This window comes from Flavobacterium hydrocarbonoxydans, from assembly GCF_009789235.1.
GTDB classification, from domain to species: Bacteria; Bacteroidota; Bacteroidia; order Flavobacteriales; family Flavobacteriaceae; genus Flavobacterium; species Flavobacterium hydrocarbonoxydans.
Window position 1 is genome coordinate 195485 of record NZ_WSTB01000008.1, and the last position, 18999, is coordinate 214483.

General features: G+C 34.9%; 10 protein-coding genes. 5 read left to right on the forward strand and 5 right to left on the reverse strand.

Annotation, left to right across the window (positions count from 1 at the left end):
• Positions 1-92: 92 nt before the first annotated feature.
• The 3 genes from GON26_RS15140 to GON26_RS15150 are packed head-to-tail and all read right to left on the reverse strand — an operon-like array spanning position 93 to position 5637.
• Positions 93-980, reverse strand: a complete 888-nt coding sequence (locus GON26_RS15140; RefSeq protein ID WP_160375620.1) for a hypothetical protein — start codon at positions 978-980, stop codon at positions 93-95.
• A 12-nt stretch (positions 981-992) separates the two neighbouring features.
• Positions 993-2510: a RagB/SusD family nutrient uptake outer membrane protein gene (locus GON26_RS15145; RefSeq protein ID WP_160375621.1), complete on the reverse strand. Its 1518-nt coding sequence runs from the start codon at positions 2508-2510 to the stop codon at positions 993-995.
• Between the two features lie 16 nt (positions 2511-2526).
• Positions 2527-5637, reverse strand: coding sequence for a SusC/RagA family TonB-linked outer membrane protein (locus GON26_RS15150; RefSeq protein WP_160375622.1), 3111 nt, complete (start codon positions 5635-5637; stop codon positions 2527-2529).
• 345 nt (positions 5638-5982) lie between these two features.
• On the opposite strand from GON26_RS15150, the gene GON26_RS15155 reads away from it, so the two are divergent.
• Positions 5983-8856 carry a triple tyrosine motif-containing protein gene (locus GON26_RS15155; RefSeq protein WP_160375623.1) on the forward strand — a complete coding sequence of 958 codons (2874 nt, stop codon included), beginning with the start codon at positions 5983-5985 and terminating at the stop codon, positions 8854-8856.
• A 38-nt stretch (positions 8857-8894) separates the two neighbouring features.
• Here the strand turns inward: GON26_RS15155 and GON26_RS15160 are convergent, their stop codons facing one another.
• On the reverse strand, positions 8895-10181 hold the full coding sequence (locus GON26_RS15160; RefSeq protein WP_160375624.1) for a UDP-N-acetylmuramoyl-tripeptide--D-alanyl-D-alanine ligase: 1287 nt from the start codon (positions 10179-10181) through the stop codon (positions 8895-8897).
• Positions 10182-10298: 117 nt separating this feature from the next.
• A complete protein-coding gene (gene gldJ / locus GON26_RS15165) occupies positions 10299-11984 on the reverse strand; it encodes a gliding motility lipoprotein GldJ (protein WP_160375654.1) in 1686 nt (561 codons plus the stop codon).
• 214 nt (positions 11985-12198) lie between these two features.
• On the opposite strand from gldJ, the gene porU reads away from it, so the two are divergent.
• The 4 genes from porU to pdhA all read left to right on the forward strand — a co-directional run bounded on the left by porU (position 12199) and on the right by pdhA (position 18998).
• Positions 12199-16035 carry a type IX secretion system sortase PorU gene (gene porU / locus GON26_RS15170; protein ID WP_160375625.1) on the forward strand — a complete coding sequence of 1279 codons (3837 nt, stop codon included), beginning with the start codon at positions 12199-12201 and terminating at the stop codon, positions 16033-16035.
• A 39-nt stretch (positions 16036-16074) separates the two neighbouring features.
• Entirely contained in the window at positions 16075-17280 is a 1206-nt protein-coding gene (porV, locus tag GON26_RS15175; RefSeq protein WP_160375626.1) for a type IX secretion system outer membrane channel protein PorV, read from the forward strand.
• An 80-nt stretch (positions 17281-17360) separates the two neighbouring features.
• Positions 17361-17843: a cytidine deaminase gene (gene cdd, locus GON26_RS15180; RefSeq protein ID WP_160375627.1), complete on the forward strand. Its 483-nt coding sequence runs from the start codon at positions 17361-17363 to the stop codon at positions 17841-17843.
• Between the two features lie 156 nt (positions 17844-17999).
• On the forward strand, positions 18000-18998 hold the full coding sequence (pdhA, locus tag GON26_RS15185) for a pyruvate dehydrogenase (acetyl-transferring) E1 component subunit alpha (RefSeq protein ID WP_160375655.1): 999 nt from the start codon (positions 18000-18002) through the stop codon (positions 18996-18998).
• Position 18999: the final 1 nt, after the last annotated feature.

Sequence of the window (18999 nt, forward strand, 5' to 3'; positions counted from 1 at the left end):
CATTGTAAAAGTGTCATCAGATTTAAAAAATAGCCCATACTCATAATGATTATGGGCTATTTACAACCAAACTTAAACTTAACTTAAACTTTTTATTTTCCTCTTAACTCAATCTTACTTACCGTAATTCCGTCTTTGGTAAAAGTATTTCCTCCACTGCGAATTAGTAAGTAAATTTTTCCAGTAGTATCAAATTTCACCACATTACTAACGGTTCCAGTAGCGTCATTTTTTACGCATCCTACGGTTGCAAGCATTCCTGAAAAACCTGCTTTGGCACAACCGTCCCAAGTACTTAGCCCCATCACTTTGTTGTCTTTGTACTCAACACCTGCAACTGGAGCCGATTTCCCAGCATATACTTCAAACCAAGTCTCATCAGAACCGCTTAGACTCGATACAAGCATGTTTATAGTATATTCTTTATCTTTTACAACATCAATAGCCTGATAAATTCCTTCTTGTGCCCAGCCACCCGGAGAGTGAATCGTTGCACTATTATTTTCAAAAGACCAGAAAGCTGCTCCTGTTGCGCTAAGGTTTAACACAGTCCATTTTGCCTGATCTTCTGCTGTAGCGAAAGAACCACCCTGAACTAAATTCCCTTTAAGAGGATCAGATGTTGCTACTACAATTTCTTCTGTAGCAGTACCTACAGCACCTCCGGTTCCTATTGCAGTATGCGAAATCGTATAAGTTCCTGCATCTGGCAAAGAAATTTTTTCAGTAAACTTTCCTGTATATTCGCCATTACCAATATTCCATTTAGACACAATAACTCCTTTGGTTTGAGCTGTTAAAATATAAGTGTTAACCTCACCCTCAACTGGTGTCACTGTAAATGAAGCATCAACATTTGTAGCGGTCAAACCATTTCCGTTGCCACTACCAACTTCGTCTGGCTGGCAACTTACCAGTGTTCCTAATGATAAGGTTAACATTAAGAGAACACTTCTTTTTAAAGTTATATTTAGGTTCATACGTTTAAATAATTAGTTATTATAATTTGGATTTTGAACAATTTTAGTGTTCTCTAATTCTTTTAAAGGAATTGGCCAGATTTCATTTTTTCCAGCTGTAAATCCTCTTCCAGCCAAAGCTGTAGCGGCTTTACCTGTTCTTACTAAATCGAACCAACGGTGTCCTTCTCCAGCTAATTCTTTTCTGCGTTCTAGTGCAATTGCATCAAGAGAAACCGGCACAGACCCTAATCCAACTCTATCTCTTACAGCATCTAATAATGCCTGAGCTCTAGCTCCAGTACCTCCTAATGCTTCTGCTTCCATCAAATAAGTATCTGCTAAACGTATGGCGTAAACATCTTGTTTGTAATTTAAAGCCGTTGCTCCTCCACCTTCAGAAGCATCAGAATTTAATGGCATAAATTTTTTCAGGAAATAACCTGTATCACCAAAACTTGGTGCCCAATCAGCTTCACCAGCTGCTTTAAGAGCTTTCATATCTAAGATAGTAGAAGCAAAACGAGGATCTCCTTTTAAAACATCATACAAACCTTGCGATACAGTACAAAAACTCCATCCTGAAACATAATCAGGAGCTGGCGAATTTGTTGGTCTTGTATAACCTCTAGGTCCAACCATAATGTTGATAGAATTCCCTTCATCATTTCCGCCACCCCAGAATCCCCAGTCGGCATTACTTTTATCTGTGTGCACAATTTCGATAATTGACTCTGAGTTAAATTTGTTGCTTATTTTCCATAAATCAGCGAAGTTAGCTACTAATTTATATCCATAAATACTTGTTCCTCCAGGAGTTCCGTTTACTTCAGCTAATTGAGTAGCAGCTTCACTATTTTTCCCTTCATACAATAAAACTTTCCCTAATAATGCTTTTACAGCCCCTTTTGAGAAACGTCCTCCTTCTGTGCTAACTACAATTGTATTTGGCAAACTCGGAATTGCTTCTTTTAGATCTTTCTCTATTTGAGCATAAACATCTTCTGGCTTTGCCTGCAAAACATTATAAAATTCGCTTGTTGAAAGCGGCTCTAATATTAAAGGGATGTTTCTAAACGTACGCAACAATTCGAAATAATAATAGGCACGCAAAGCTTTAGTCTCAGCCGTAAATCTTGCTTTTTTACCTTCGTCCATAGGAACATTTGGTAATTTTTGAAGTAAAACGTTTGCTCTAAAAATTCCTTGATAGAAATCATTCCAAAAACTTCCAGGAATGGTTACCTGACTGATTGTATAATCCGAAAAAGCATGAATTCCAATTCCATCAGTAGCTCCACCACCTCCAGCAAAAAAATCATCAGATCCTGAGTTAAGCATACAAACCATATTCTCAAATCCTTTTGATTGTTTTCCTATAACATCATAAACTGCTACAAGTCCGGAATAAGCCTGAGCTTCATCTTTATAATAATTCCCCTCTAGTTCTGTACCTTTTGGATCAACTGTTAAAAAGTCTTCACTACATGATACTGCTGTCAAAAGCACTCCAAATGCAAAAAGTGAATATTTTATATTTTTTATTTTCATGATACTTATTTTTATATTAAAATTGTAAATTAACCCCTAACATAAATGTTTTGGCTTGCGGATAAAATCCTCTGTCAATACCCATTACACTTCCACCAATCTCTGGATCATATCCTGTGTATTTCGTGAATGTAAATAAGTTCTCCCCTGTTAAATAAATTCTTGTTCTACTCAAACCTGCTTTTTTGACAGCATCTGTAGGTAAACTATAACCAAACTGAATAGTCTTGATTCTGAAATAATCTCCATCTTCAAGATAAAAATCAGAAGGATTATTAAAGTTTTTATTGGTATCATTACTTGTTAATCTTGGATAAGTATTCGAACTTCCCTCTCCTGTCCAACGTCCTAAAGCTTCAGTTTGATAATTTGCATTTGCAATATCAAGTCTTCTTAGTCCCTGATAAATTTGATTTCCTGCAGCTCCTTGTCCGAAAACTAATAAATCGAAGTTTTTATAGTCTAAATTAACTGTAAGTCCGTACGTATATTTAGGAATTGGTGAACCAATAAATGTTCTGTCATCAGCCGTAATTGTTCCATCTCCATTTGTATCCTGCCAACGGAAATCTCCAGGTTTAGCACCAGGTTGAATTAAACCTCCAGCAGCATTTTTATAAGCTGCAACTTCGGCATCATTCTGAAAAATTCCTTGCGTTTTAAATCCATAAAAAGCATTGTAAGCCTGACCTACTTGAACTCTTGTTATTGGGTACGAACTTGCTTGTACTGTTTGCCCTCCTGATAAAAACTGAATACCGTTTCCTAAATAAGTAACTTCATTTTCTAAATAAGAAAGGTTAGCATTTACCGAAATATTCAATTCACCTACTTTTTTACGGTAACCAAGTTCAAAATCTAAACCTCTGTTTTCCATATCAGCAACGTTTCCAACTGGGTTTCCAGTAGAACCAATGTATCCTGGCAGAACAACATCTTGCAAAATCCCAGTAGTTTTTTTGATGTACCAATCCATAGAAAAATTAAAATCATGAAAGAAAGTCGCATCAAAACCAATATTAGTCTGACTGGTTTCTTCCCATTTCAAATCAGGATTTGATGGAGCATTAGGGCTGTTACCAATTGTAACAGAACCTGAGTTACCAATTGTGTAATTTCTACCGCCACCTACAGTAGCTAAATATCTAAAATCTCCAATAGCATCATTACCCGTAACTCCGTAACCTCCTCTAAACTTTAATTGTGTAACTACATCATTCTCTTTCCAGAAACTTTCTTTTGAAGCTACCCATCCTAAAGAGAATGAAGGGAATGTACCGTATTTATAATTTGATCCAAAACGTGAAGATCCGTCTCTACGAATAATACCTGTAAGAAGGTATTTTTCTTTATAGTCATAATTCAATCTAGAAAATAAAGACGTAACTACGTGTTCTGCTCCAGTATAAGCAGATGCTATAATTTGTTCTGAAGGAATATTAAAATTAAAAGAAGCATCTTTATAACTACTTACTGGTAAGTTTTTGTAAGTAATATTTGTTCCGCTATTAATATTATCTACATAAGAACCTTGACCAACCAAAATACTAAAGTTATGGTCATTGATTTGTTTAGTATAAGAAACCGTATTTTCGATATTCCAACCAAAACCTTTATTCGTACCTCTGGAAAGGCTATTTTGTTGGATAATAAAAGTTGAATTCAGATAAGAAACTGGTGTAAAACTTTCATAACCCCAATAAGCTAATTTACCGCCTAGAGTACTTCTAAATTTCAATCCCGTAATTGGCTCAACTTCTAAATAAACATTTCCAACAATATTATCTGCCCAGTCATAGTTGCCTAAACGAGCTTGTGTATAAGCCAATGGGTTAGACATTTCTTGCGTAACCCAAGGAGAAATTCCGTAAGGATTACCATTTTCATCTCTAAAAATTCCATTTTGATTACTATACGGAGCTCCATTTGCACGTGCAGGATCTGTTTCTACAATAGGAGTAACAGGATCTAAGTTGATGGCAGAACTCAATGGTCCCCCAAACTCACTATTCGTATTTCCTAAACCAATATTTTTCTCTCTCGAATATCCTAAAGTTTGTCCTAAAGTTACTCCTTTTGTAATTTTATGAGTCGAGTTTAAACGGATGTTCTTTCTTGTATAATTAGAGATATCAGTAGTTACAATACCTTCCTGATCCAAAAGTCCGAAAGAAGCATAAAAAGTCGAAACTTCATTTCCGCCGCTTAAACTTAATTCATGACCAATTCTTTTAGCACTATCATTAAAAATAGCATCTTGCCAATCACTTCCTTTACCAAATGCTTTTGGATCTGCAAATCTGGCGTTTCCACCTCCGGCTACAAGGGACTCATTTATCAGAGTAGCATATTGCTCACCATTTAACAAATCTAGTTTTCTAGCCGCTTGAGAAAATCCTGTATAACCATTGTAATTAACGCTTATTTTTCCTGATTTCCCCTTTTTGGTAGTAACAAGGATAACACCTGTTGCAGCTCTGGCACCATAAATTGCCTGAGAAGCAGCATCTTTTAAAACCTCGATAGAAGCAATGTCTGATTGATTTAAGTAACCAATTCCGCCTGCATCTACTACAACTCCGTCAACAACCCATAGCGGCTCGTTGTTGCCAAAAGTAGTAATACCACGAACCCTAATTGTGGCAGAAGAACCTGGTTGTCCTGAGTTTGCAGCAATTGTAAGACCCGAAACACGCCCTTGTAGCGATTGCTCAACTCTGGTGATTGGTAAATCTTCTAAATCTGCTGCTTTTACACTAGAAATTGCGCCGGTAACAACTGATTTCTTTTGAGTACCATATCCTACAACTACTACCTCATTTAGAGATTGCGATTCTGGTTTTAATTGAATTGATATTTTAGTTCTTCCATTTACAGCTTCATTTACTGTGGTATATCCAATGAAGGTAATTGTTAAAATTCCATTTGAAGGAACCTGCATCTGAAATTTACCATCAAAATCTGATGCCGTAGATTTAGTTGTACCTTTTAATAAAACAGATGCACCTGGAACGGGCATCCCACTTTCATCATTTATCATTCCGCTTACTGTGACATCCTGAGCCACAGCAATTACCGAGAATAATAAAGACGAAACACAAAAAACAAGTAATTTTGTTAATTTCATTTTTCTAAAAATTTTGGTTAATTAATTAGTAATTTTATGCAATACTATAGTATTTTTTTTGCTATCAATAATTTACTCTCATTACAAAAACACATCAAAATATTTTTTTTTACGTAACAAAAACACATCATATTTTTTGTAATTAATTGATTAAAAGATTTTTAAAAATTAAAAACAGCCTGTTATCAAAATGTTAATTATAAAAATAAACACTACAATTCTACAATTATGCTTATTTTTATCAAATGGAAAGGTTTCTACAACGAAATAGTAACCCAAAAAACTCATTATTCCTTTAAAAACAAGACCATTAGACCAAAAAATAACAAATCCCCCCAAAAAAACATGAAACTGATAAAATCATATTTTTATATTACTTTTTTTACATTATTCTCATTAGCTGTTTTTAGTCAAGTAAAGAATATTGGTCTTCCAGATGTCAGAAATTACATGAGAAATGAATATAAAGGAGGCACACAAAACTGGAATATTGATCAGGACAAGAATGGTAATTTATATTTTGCCAATAATAATGGTCTTTTACAATTTGATGGTGCTTCGTGGAGAAAATACACGTTACCAAATTCAACATCGGTACGTTGTCTGAAAATTGATGATTCGGGGAAAATATTCGTGGGGGGGTATAACGAATTTGGATACTTTGAGCCTAACGAAAAAGGGAGACTTATATACACTTCGTTAGCTAAAAAAATTGATAAACAAAAAATCAAAATCATCGATTTTATATGGAAAATACATTCTTATCATAATGAAATTATATTTCAGTCTTTTGCCAGAACGTATATCCTTAAGAATGGAAAGCTTACCATACTAAAAGCTCCTAAACGATTTCAGTTTTCATTTTTAGTAAATGACAAGCTCTACTTTCAGGACATCGAAAAAGGAATTTTAGAATATAAAAACGGTAAACTGCACCCACTACCTAACACCACCAGCTTAAACCAAACTGAAATCTGGGGAATGTATTCGATTGGAAAAAGCAAAACACTAATCATAACGCTTGACAAAGGCCTTTTTATTTACGAAAACAATTCTTTAAAACCCTGGAATACCGAAGCAAATTCATACGTCAAAAAAAATAATTCACTTGGTGGGGTAATGATAAAAAATAACTTTATCGTTTTGAACTCAGTACTTGATGGCATCATCATTTGTGACATTAACGGAAAAATAATTCAACATATAAATCGCAAAAAAGGACTGCAAAACAACACTGTTCTAACTTCGTTTATCGACAATAAAAATAATCTTTGGCTAGGGCTAGATAATGGAATTGCATTTTTAAACGAAAGCTCTCCTTTTACTTATTTCGGATTTAGTTATGACATTAGTACTGTTTATGCCTCTGTTATTTATGAGGGAAACTTATATGTAGCAACCAATAGAGGTGTTTTTTATCATGCCTGGAACAGTAGTTTTAAAGAAGATGTTTTTAAACTTGTTGAAGGAACGACTGCACAATCATGGAACGTACAAGTTGTTGAAAATGAACTAATTTGTTCAAACAACAGTGGTGCATTATCTATCAAAGGAGGAAAAGTTAACAATATTATTGACTCCAAAGGATATTTTGGATTTAAACGAATCCCTAACCATCCTAATCATTTTATTGGTTCAAATTATGACGGGTTTGCTATTTTCCTAAAAACAGCAAACGGATTGGTCTATAAAAATCAACTTGCCGGATTTGATAAATCTTCAAATAGTTTCGAATTAGACGATTCCTATTTATGGCTTAAAAAAGATGAATCGATTTATAGAATGCAGATTAGCAACGATTTAACCAGATTTATTTCGATCAAAAAAATTAATCAATTAAGTCCAAAATTTAAAAACACCGGAAGTATCCAAAAAATTGACAACAATATCTATTTTCAGACCAACAATCACTTTTTTAAATACTCTAATGAACAAGATTTATTTTATGAAGTCAAAAAAATCTCAAACCTCTTCAAAAATATCCCTACGATAAAAGCACTTAAAGAAGATTCTCAATCTAATTTATGGTATGCCTACGACGAGTCGCTTGGTGTTCTAATGAAACAAAAAAACAACGAATATAAAAACGTTGTAGCGCCATTTTCTAACCTCACAGGAAACTTAGTAAACAATTACTTGTCTGTAAACACAATTGATTCTAAAAACATCTTTATTGGTCTTACAGATGGTCTGGCTCACTATGATTCGGAAATTCTGAACAACTTTGTTACTAAACCAAAAGCATTTATAAGAAGTTTTTCTTTTCCTGGAGACACGATTGTTTTAGGAAACAATCAGAGCAAAATCGAAGAAATTGATGTGCCTTATTCTTCCAATCAGGTTCGTTTTACTTTTTCGTCTCCTACTTATGAAAATCTTGAAAATGTAGAATTTTCCTATCAGCTAGAGCCTTTTGATGAAAATTGGAGTAATTGGTCCACAATTTCTCTTAAAGAATACACTAATTTAAGAGAAGGTGACTACAAAATGAATGTAAAGGTTAGGAACAGTTATGGTATTCAGTCTGAACCTTCAACTATTAACTTCTCCGTTTCCCCACCATGGTATCGTCATTTTATAGCTTTCATGCTTTATTTTATTTTAATAATTGCTGCAATTTATTTTATTTCAAATCGAATAAAAATGAAAATAAGGAAAAATAAATATTACGAAACCATAGAACAAAGAAGACTTTATTTAGAAAAAGAATCCAAAATAAGACAAGAACAATACGAGCTGGAAAAAGAAATTGAAAAACTAAAAAATGATAAGCTTCAAATTAAAATTTTGGCAAAAGACAAAGAGCTTGTCAATAATTCTCTTCAGGTTGTAAAGAAAAATAAAACCTTAAACGGAATAATAAAAAAACTAAAAGAGATTGACACCAATATATTAGATGACACAACAAAATCTGAATTTGGTAAACTCCACAAGAGCATTGTTAAGGAAGTCAATACAGATAAAAGCTGGAAAGATCTGGAAAAACACATCAAAAACGTGCATTTTGATTTCTTAAAACGACTCAAAGAGAAATACCCAACTGTTTCTCCCCGAGAACTGGATTTGTCAACTTATCTATTAATGAATATGTCAACCAAAGAAATAGCAGAAATTATGAATATTTCAACAGGAGGTGTAGAATTAGCCCGATATCGCCTAAGAAAAAAATTAGGCCTAAATAAAAAAGAAAACTTAATCGGGTTTTTAATGAGTATCTAAAGTAAACTAAAAAAGCCATCGTAAAGATGGCTTTTTGTTTATGAAATATATTCTAATGTGCGTTCTAAGGCCATTCCTCTGGAACCTTTTATCAGAATTGAATTATGGCTAAATTTAAACGTTTTAAGATACATTGCAAAAGCATCAAATGTTTCGAAAAACTGGAGATTTTCGTTCGAAATTCGGTTTTCGTAAAAGGCTTTTCCAATTAAATAACAAACTGATTTGTTTTGGTTAGCTAATGAATCAACAATAACTTTATGTTCCGCCTGACTCTCTTGACCAAGCTCAAACATATCTCCTAAAATCATTATTTTATTCTGATTGTCTAATTGCAAAAAGTTAGTAATCGCAACCGCCATACTGCTCGGGTTCGCATTATAGGCATCCAAAATGATTTCGTTAGATCCTTTTTTCAGTAATTGAGATCGGTTATTTTCCGGAATATACCCTTCAATTGCATCTTTTATAGCTTCGTTTTCAACTTCAAAAAACTGACCAATTGCAACTGCAGCATTGATATTGTTTGAATTGTAAAGTCCTATTAAATGAGATGTAACTTCAAAGTTTCCGTAATCAATCGTTACAAAAGGATTTGCGGTTACTTTATTAATATTCACATTGGCGTGACTATTATTAATACCAAAAGTAAAAGATTTAATTGCTTTTGATTTTTCAATCTGAATAGGGTCTTCTAAATTAATAAAAGCCATCTTATCATTCTTTACAAGATATTGATACATTTCGCTTTTACCAATAATCACACCTTCTACTCCTCCAAAACCTTCCAGATGTGCTTTCCCAAAATTGGTGATATAGCCATAATCAGGTTGAGCAATTTCGCATAAAAATTCAATTTCTTTTTTATGGTTAGCACCCATTTCTACGATTCCTATCTCAGTTTCTGAGGTAAAAGACAGTAAAGTTAATGGCACTCCAATATGATTGTTTAAATTTCCAACAGTAGCTTTGGTTTTGTATTTTTTAGCCAAGACCACATTGATCAATTCCTTAGTTGTTGTTTTACCATTGCTTCCGGTAAGAGCAACAATAGGTAGTTTTAAATAGGTTCTGTGAAATTTTGCCAAAGCCTGCAAAGCCTCTAAACTATCTTCTACCAGAATTGTTCTTTCGTCTATAAAATATTCGGCATTATCAATAATAACATATTTTGCACCTTTATCTAACGCCTCAGCAGCAAAAGTATTCGCGTCAAAATTTTCTCCCTTAATAGCGCAAAACATCGAATCTTTCTCAATTTTACGCGTGTCTATTGAAACTGATTTACATTGTAAAAACAGACTATGAATTTCTTGAATATTCATTTATAAAAATTTAATTGGTCATAAAAGTAGAAAAAAAACAATAAAAAAATTCCAAATTCCATACTGAAATATTCAGCTTTTGGAATTTGGAATTTTTTTAAACGGAATTTCTAAATCTTAATTCCTTGGTGATTTTTTTCTTTCAGTTTTTGGACCTACTCTAGACATCGCACATCTAAATCCGATGTAATCAGTAGCCATATCCTGTGGAAAATATCTTCTTTGAGCCGGATCTAACCAATATGCTCTATCTCTCCAGGAACCTCCTTTATAAACTCTTACATTATCGTCTATAAGTGTTGTTCTCTTGCTTGATTTATCGTATTTTCTAATCATTTTACCTAAACTGTCTGTAGTTACATTATGCTTAGGCGAATTGTACATTGATTGCTCAGGTTTACCAGTTGACTCAGAATCTCCAAAATCAAAATATCTTGATGATTGTTTGTCACCATCTCTGTAATTGATATTGTCGCTGGTGTCAAAGTTTTGTCTTAAGTACGTTTCCTGCTCACCAATTGGCTCTTGTGCAATTTCTCCCGGAAGATTTCTTGCTACAATTTTTCCGTTACTTAAGGTATCATATCTGATATCATTTTTGGTAACTACTTGTATTTTACCGTCTTTACCAATTTTGTTTTTAGCATAAAGGTTTCCTCTAAAGTAGTTGAAATCATTTGCTTCATTATCAATAATAGGTCTGTAAACGTCCTGTACCCATTCTGCAACGTTACCTGCCATATCGTACAGTCCAAAATCATTTGGAGCATAGCTTTTTACACCATTAGTGATATCGGCTCCATCATCAGACCAACCTGCAATTCCACCGTAATCACCGTTTCCTTGTTTAAAGTTAGCCAATTGATCTCCTTTGTTTTTACGTTTTGAAGAACGCGTATAATCACCTGACCAAGGGTATTTCTTTTGTCCTTTGTAGATATTGTATTCTCTTTGTCCAACATCTGCAGCCGCAGCATATTCCCATTCTGCTTCAGTAGGAAGTCTGTATTCCGGTAAAATAATTCCAGATGAACGTTGTGCGTACACATTTTTTTCATCAGGCACTACACCGTCTTTTCCTGCTTTTGGTCTTTTTCCGTTTGGATTTTTCTTTAAAACAAGCTCTTCATTACCACCGTAAGTAGTAGTTGGAGTTGCTAAATAGGTTTCTGTATTAAAAGTGCTTTCAGCAGAAACATCCTGAGTTTTAGCTCCTTTTTTAAGGTAACCATTTTTCTCCAATACAGCCTCGTTTACACGATCTGTTCTCCATTTACTGAATTCAACTGCCTGAATCCAATTTACACCTACTACAGGATAGTTTGCGTATGAAGGGTGTCTTAAATAGTTATTGGTCATCGTTTCGTTATATCCTAAACGATTTCTCCATACCAAAGTATCAGGAGAAGCTCCTTCATAAATATTTTTGTAATTTTCTTCTGTTGGAGGGAAAACTTTTTTCAACCACTCAAGGTATTCTAAGTACATACCATTGGTAACTTCGGTTTCATCCATATAAAATGACTGAACGTGTTGCTGAGTAGGCGTGTTATTCCAATCGTGCATAACATCATCTTGTACTTTACCCATGGTAAAAGTACCTCCTTCAACAAAAACCAAACCAGGACCAGCCTGTTGTTTTTTACCTGCATTTCTAGCAGCCGTTCCATTCTGACTATCGACGTCCCAACCAGTTGCTCTAGAAGCGTGATTTGAACTCGATTTTTTGCTACAGCTAGCCGTGCCTAACATCAATACCATTGACATCATTAATTGCAAGGCTACAATTTTGTTTACTTTCATACTCATTCGTAGGTGATAAATTTAGGTGCTGCAATATAATAATTAACCTTTAATATGCAACACCAGTTTCAATAATTTTATTTAACTGATTTTTACCAGAAAAATAACCTTTCATTACGAACGCAAAAATATACTTTTTATTATTTACTATAACACTAAATACTATATTTTTACTTACTAAAATATTTTAACTTTAATAACGTTTTATCACACAATGAAACAAGCCTTAATCTTATCTTTTTTTTTCCTTCCCTTAATTGCTTTATCCCAGATAAATAGGCAGCTAACGATCGATTGGCAACCTAAAAAAGAAATGAATTTTGGCGGATATAAAACTACCATTCCGTACTTTTTAGGCAACTCATTTAAGTTTGATACTACAAAAAAAAACATAAGACTGTTAGTAAAACTAGACGAATCCAGTCCTTCTAACAACAGCTCAGTACAACTCACAAATGTCGTTTACGAAGCTATTTCTATTTCAGAATTAGGCAATTTAGCGACAGAAAACATCCCTAACCAACCAAATGAAACGCTAAAAATTGCTCAGTCAAGAGAAAAAAAAGATGTTTTTATTTCTTTATCTCCCATTGTATCAGACGGAAACACCTTTAAAAAAATAAAATCTTTTTCTTACATTATAAATAATCTTTCTTCAAAAAGTAATAATTCGCAACTTACTCAAAAGGCAAAAATCATCACCAATTCTGTTTTAAGTTCTGGAGACTGGTATCGTTTTTATGTAGAAAAATCTGGTGTATATAAAATTTCGAAATCGTTTTTACAAAGCTTAGGTTTTGATGCTTCCAGAGTTGATCCGAGAAAAATAAAAATTTTCGGTAATGGAGGAAAAATGCTTCCACTGGCAAACAATACTTATTATCCGGATGATTTAACTGAAAATGCCATTCAAATAATAGGCGAAAATGATGGCACTTTTGATGATAGTGATTATATTTTATTTTATGCCGAAGGAGTGGACAACTGGAACAACGAAAGCAAAACCAATATTAATTTATACGACACCAAATCCTTTTATTACGTAACTACACAGGGAGATAACGGAAAACGAATTCAGGATTTGACACAGCCATCGGCCAACAGTACTTTAAATTTAAGCACATTCGATGACCATCAATTTTACGAAAAAGACCTTGTAAACATTGTAAACCTTGGGCGTCAATGGTTTGGAGAATCTTTTGAAATCAATCAGGAACAGGAATTCGAATTCAATTTCCCCAACATAGACAGCTCTGTACCAGTGAAAATTCAAACTAACGTAGCGGCTGCTGCTTACACTCCTACTTCCTTTTCCATCAGTTCAAACACTCAAAACATTGGAACCATAAATCTCACCGGACTGACACCCAACTCTGATATTGTTTTTCAACAGCAATCATTTCCAGCCAATACTTCTTTTACGGGTGCCGAAAATGTAAAAATCAAAATCACATACAACAACAATGGCGTTCCGGGATCTAAAGGCTATCTGGATTACATTAATTTAACTGCAAAAAGAAAACTACAGGGATACGGAAAACAGTTTCATTTTCAGTACGATACCGCTGGCGCAACAGCCGGAATTGTAAGTTATAATTTTACTAATGCTTCGGCAATTTCCCAAATTTGGGACGTTACAGACCTATATACTGTATCTAAAATTGAAAATACAGCACTTGGCAATTTCAGCTTTAAGGCAACTTTGGGTGAAATTCGAAAATATATTGCCATCGATCCTGCCGATTACTATACTCCTTTAAAAGAAAGCAGATCCAAAATAACCAATCAAAACCTAAAAGGAACACTTTTTAAAAACAGTCAGAATAACTTTCAGGATATTGACTACGTCATCATAACACCCGGATTTTTAGCTTCGCAGGCCGAAAAACTAGCCAATTTTCATCGCACTTACTCCAATTTAAATACCAAAGTACTAACCTTAGAAGCCATTTATCAGGAATTTTCATCCGGCAAACAGGATGTTGCCGCCATTAGAAACTGTATTAAATATATTTATGAAAATGCTTCTTCGCCAGAAAAACGAATTAGATATCTAAATCTTTTTGGAGACGCCTCTTTTGATTACAAAAACCGAATACCAAACAACAATAACATTGTACCTATATATGAATCCCTGGAAAGCAATACAGCCGGAGAACGTTCATTCGCGTCCGATGATTTTTTTGGACTAATGGATGCTGATGAAGGAAACATCATTAGTGATTTTGGAGGAATTGATATAGCTGTGGGCCGAATGCTGGTAAGCGACACCAGACAAGCTGATGAAATGGTGAACAAAATACTGGAATACCACGATATCAAATCATACGGCAACTGGCGTAATAATTTTATGTTTGTAAGCGATGATTCTGATGACCCAAGTGACGCTTCCCTGCAATTCAGACAAAATAAATTAGCGGATCTTATTGCTGCCGAAAAGCCTTTTTTTAATCCAAACAAAATACTTTTAGACTCTTATATTCAGGAAGCTTCTGCTGGAGGAAACCGATATCCAAAAGCCCGAACCGACTTATTTAATGCTTTCGAAAAAGGAGCTTTGATTTTTAATTATCTCGGTCATGGTGGTGAAGACGGATTATCAGCAGAACGAATCTGGGAAAAAGCAGACGGACAAAATGTTAACAATCAGTACAAATACCCTTTATTTACCACTATTACCTGTGAGTTTACCCGTTTTGACAACCCAAGCCGGCCAACAGCTGGAGAATATACCTATTGGAATCCAAAAGGCGGTGCAATTTCGCTCGTCACCACTATCAGAACCATTTTTCAGGTAACTGCCGAAGCCTTTAATGATACATTTTATGAAACACTACTTGCTTTTGGCTCAAACGAATATCCTTCGATTGCCGAAGCACTTCGTATCGCTAAGAACGACACTCACAACTCCTCCAGCAATGTTGTTTTCTGCATTGGTGATCCCGCTTTGATGTTAGCAATACCTAAACCTAAAATTATTTTAACAAAAGTAAATGATATTGTTATTTCAGATGCAATTCCGGATTTCAAATCCTTAGCAAAAATTAAAATTTCAGGAGAAATAACCGACGAAAACAATAATGTACTAAACAATTATAACGGAGAGCTTTCGACAGCCATTTTTGACAAATTAATCAATGCCAGTACACTTAATAACGACGGAAACAGCGCTCCTATTCAGTTTAAAAAGCTGGGAGAAACCATTTTCAGAGGAAATGCCTCAGTAACCAATGGCCAATTCGAATTTAGCTTTATCGTTCCGAGAGACATCAGGATTCCAGTTGACTTTGGCCGAATTAGTTTTTATTCGAAGAAAAATCAACAATTGGAAAACCAATCTGGATACAATGACATAATCAAAATTGGAGGAATAAACGAAAATGCACCCCAAGACAATAATAGTCCAAAAGTGAAGTTATATATGAACGATGAAACATTTGTATCTGGTGGCATTACAAATGAATCCCCTTTTTTATTAGCATTACTTGAAGATGAGAACGGCATAAACACTGCCAGCGGAATAGGACATGACATTGTAGCAATATTAGATGGAGATGTAAGTAATCCTTATGTTCTTAATGATTATTATCAAACAGCATTAGACGATTATACAAATGGTAATTTAAGATTTCCATTACGAAATTTATCGCCTGGTTTGCACACAATCACCTTCACTGCCTGGGATGTTTACAACAATCCCGTAACCAGTGAAATTCAATTTATTGTAGTGGGAGACGAATCGCTGACATTATCACACGTTCTTAATTATCCAAATCCTTTTACCAGTTATACCGAATTTTGGTTTTCGCACAACAAACCTTATGAACCTCTGGAAGCTCAGGTTCAGGTGATGACTATTACAGGTAAAGTGGTCTGGACTAAAAACCAAACCATTACAACGGATGGATTTTTATCAAGAGAAATCACCTGGGACGGAAAAGATGATTTTGGCGACCGAATTGGAAAAGGTGTCTATATATACAAACTAACTGTAAAATCCAGTTTAACGAATAAAAAGGCAGAAAAATACGAAAAACTTGTTATACTCTAATATTCTAATATATTTGCAATAAAAACTACTCTTTTATAAATGAAAAAAATATCACTCTTATTCATTTTCCTGTTTACCATTTCTCTTGTTAAGGCACAAGATAGGGTAATAACAACAGGAGTTCCTTTTTTACTAGTAGCTGCTGATGCCAGAGCAGCAGGTTTAGCCGACCAGGGTGTTGCAACATCAGCAGATGTTTTTTCGCAACAATGGAATCCCGCAAAATATGCCTTTTCTATCGACCAGCAAGGCCTGTCTGTAAGTTACACTCCGTATCTTACCTCTTTAGTAAATGATATCTCATTAAGCCAATTAACCTATTACAATAAAATAGACGAACGTAGTGCCTTTGCAGGAAGTATTCGTTATTTTAGTATTGGTGATATTGAACTGAGAACCGATTTAGATAGCCAGCCAAACGTTGTAAAACCATCTGAATTTGCTATTGATGGTTCGTATTCTCTACAATTAAGCCCGGTTTTCTCTATGGCAGTTGGCGCCCGTTTTATTAGCTCTAATTTAGCTATCACTACTGAAGGACAAAGTTTAGAAGCTGCAAAATCTTTTGCTTTTGATGTTGCCGGTTTTTACCAATCTGAAGAAATTGCTTATCAGGATTTCAACGGAAGATGGAGAGCGGGTTTTAACTTCCAGAATATGGGACCAAAAATAAATTACGACTTAAGCGGTATCGACGATGGATCTGGATCAAATTTTCTTCCAGCCAATTTAAGACTGGGTGCAGGTTTCGATTTTATATTAGATGATTATAATAAGGTAGCGGTGAGTGCCGAAATCACAAAATTATTAGTTCCTACTCCGCAAATTCCAGTTCCTACCGCCACTGATATAAATGGCGATGGCGACACAACCGACCCTGGAGAAACAAGCGATGGCGTTCAGGAAGCCAACAACGAATATAATTCTATCGGCTGGGTTCCGGGAATATTCCAATCGTTTGGGGATGCTCCAGATGGCTTTAGTGAGGAATTAAAAGAAATCACTTATAGTCTGGCGGGAGAATATACCTATCAGGATTCTTTCTCGATGCGAGCAGGATATTACCATCAAAGTCCTGATAAAGGAGCAGTTCGATTTTTCTCTTTAGGAGCAGGATTCAAATACAATGTTATTAAGGTAGATGTTTCGTATTTATTCTCAACATCAAAAGTCAACAATCCATTAGAAAATACCCTTCGTTTTTCTCTTACCTTTAATTTTGGTGAGAAATACGAGGAATATTAATTCAATTAAAAATAAAAATATAGCAATCCAAATTTCATCTTAAGAAAATGAAATTTGGATTTTTTTTCCAATACAAACAAATGAAAGAGATTAGCGTAACATCGTCATTTTTGGTTTTCGATACTTTTGAAGAATTACCAACAGACGTTCAGGAATTAATGAATCAAGCGGTTGAAATCCGCAAAAAAGCATACGCACCTTACTCCCAATTTAGAGTTGGAGCTGCATTACTTTTGGATAACGGAAAAATAATGTTGGGTTCTAATCAGGAAAATGCAGCTTATCCTTCAGGATTGTGTGCAGAACGAGTAGCTATTTTTCACGCCGGTGCCGTTTATCCGGAAGCCAAAATTTTGAAAATGGCAATCACCGCAGCTTCAGACACCAACCAAACCACTGCTCCTATTCCACCATGCGGTTCCTGCAGACAATCAATTGCAGAATATGAAATCAGACAGGACACCCCTATAGAAATTTATTTTATGGGAGAAATTGGCGCAATTTATCAGTCAGCATCCCTAAAAAATCTACTTCCTTTTATGTTTGATAAAAAGTTCTTGTAAAAAAAGCCAAAAAGTACCTTTTAAATTTTAGTTCTTAAACGGAATGTCTTATTTTTGCATCCCGACCTTTCGGGCGCAAATTTGTGGGAGGAAACTATTTTGCGTTATAGGCAACAATTGATAACACAAACAACTTTAGCAAAAGAAAGAATTCAGATGAAAGAAGTTACAAAAGAAGTATATTTAAAGTGGTACGAAGACATGCTACTTTGGAGAAAGTTTGAAGACAAACTTGCAGCACTATACATTCAACAAAAAGTTAGAGGTTTTCTACACTTATACAATGGTCAGGAAGCTGTATTAGCAGGTGCTTTGCACGCTATGGATCTGACAAAAGACAAAATGATTACTGCCTACAGAAACCACGTTCAGCCAATTGGTATGGGCGTAGATCCTCGCAATGTAATGGCTGAACTTTTAGGAAAAGCAACAGGAACCTCTAAAGGTATGGGTGGTTCTATGCACATTTTCTCAAAAGAACACCGTTTTTACGGAGGTCACGGAATCGTAGGAGGACAAATCCCTGTAGGAGCCGGATTGGCTTTTGCAGATAAATATTTTGAAACTGGTGGTGTTACGATGACCTATTTTGGTGATGGAGCTGCCAGACAAGGTTCTTTACACGAAGCTTTTAATATGGCGATGTTATGGAAACTTCCAGTAGTATTTATCGTTGAAAATAACGGTTATGCAATGGGAACTTCTGTAGAAAGAACTGCAAACCACACGGATATCTGGAAACTTGGTTTAGGATATGAAATGCCTTGCGGACCAGTTGACGGAATGAATCCTGTAAAAGTTGCCGAAGCTATGCACGAAGCTATCGAAAGAGCACGTCGTGGCGATGGGCCAACTTTCCTAGAAATGAAAACGTACCGTTACAGAGGACACTCTATGTCTGATGCACAATTATACCGTTCTAAAGAAGAGGTTGAAGAGTACAAAAAAATTGACCCTATTACACAAGTTTTAGATGTAATTATGGATCAAAAATATGCTACTGAAGAAGAAATTGAAGTAATTGACCAAAGAGTAAAAGACCTGGTTGAAGAGTGTGTGAAATTCGCTGAAGAATCTCCGTACCCAGACTTACAACAATTATACGACGTAGTGTACGCACAAGAAGACTATCCATTTACACCTCATAAACTATAAA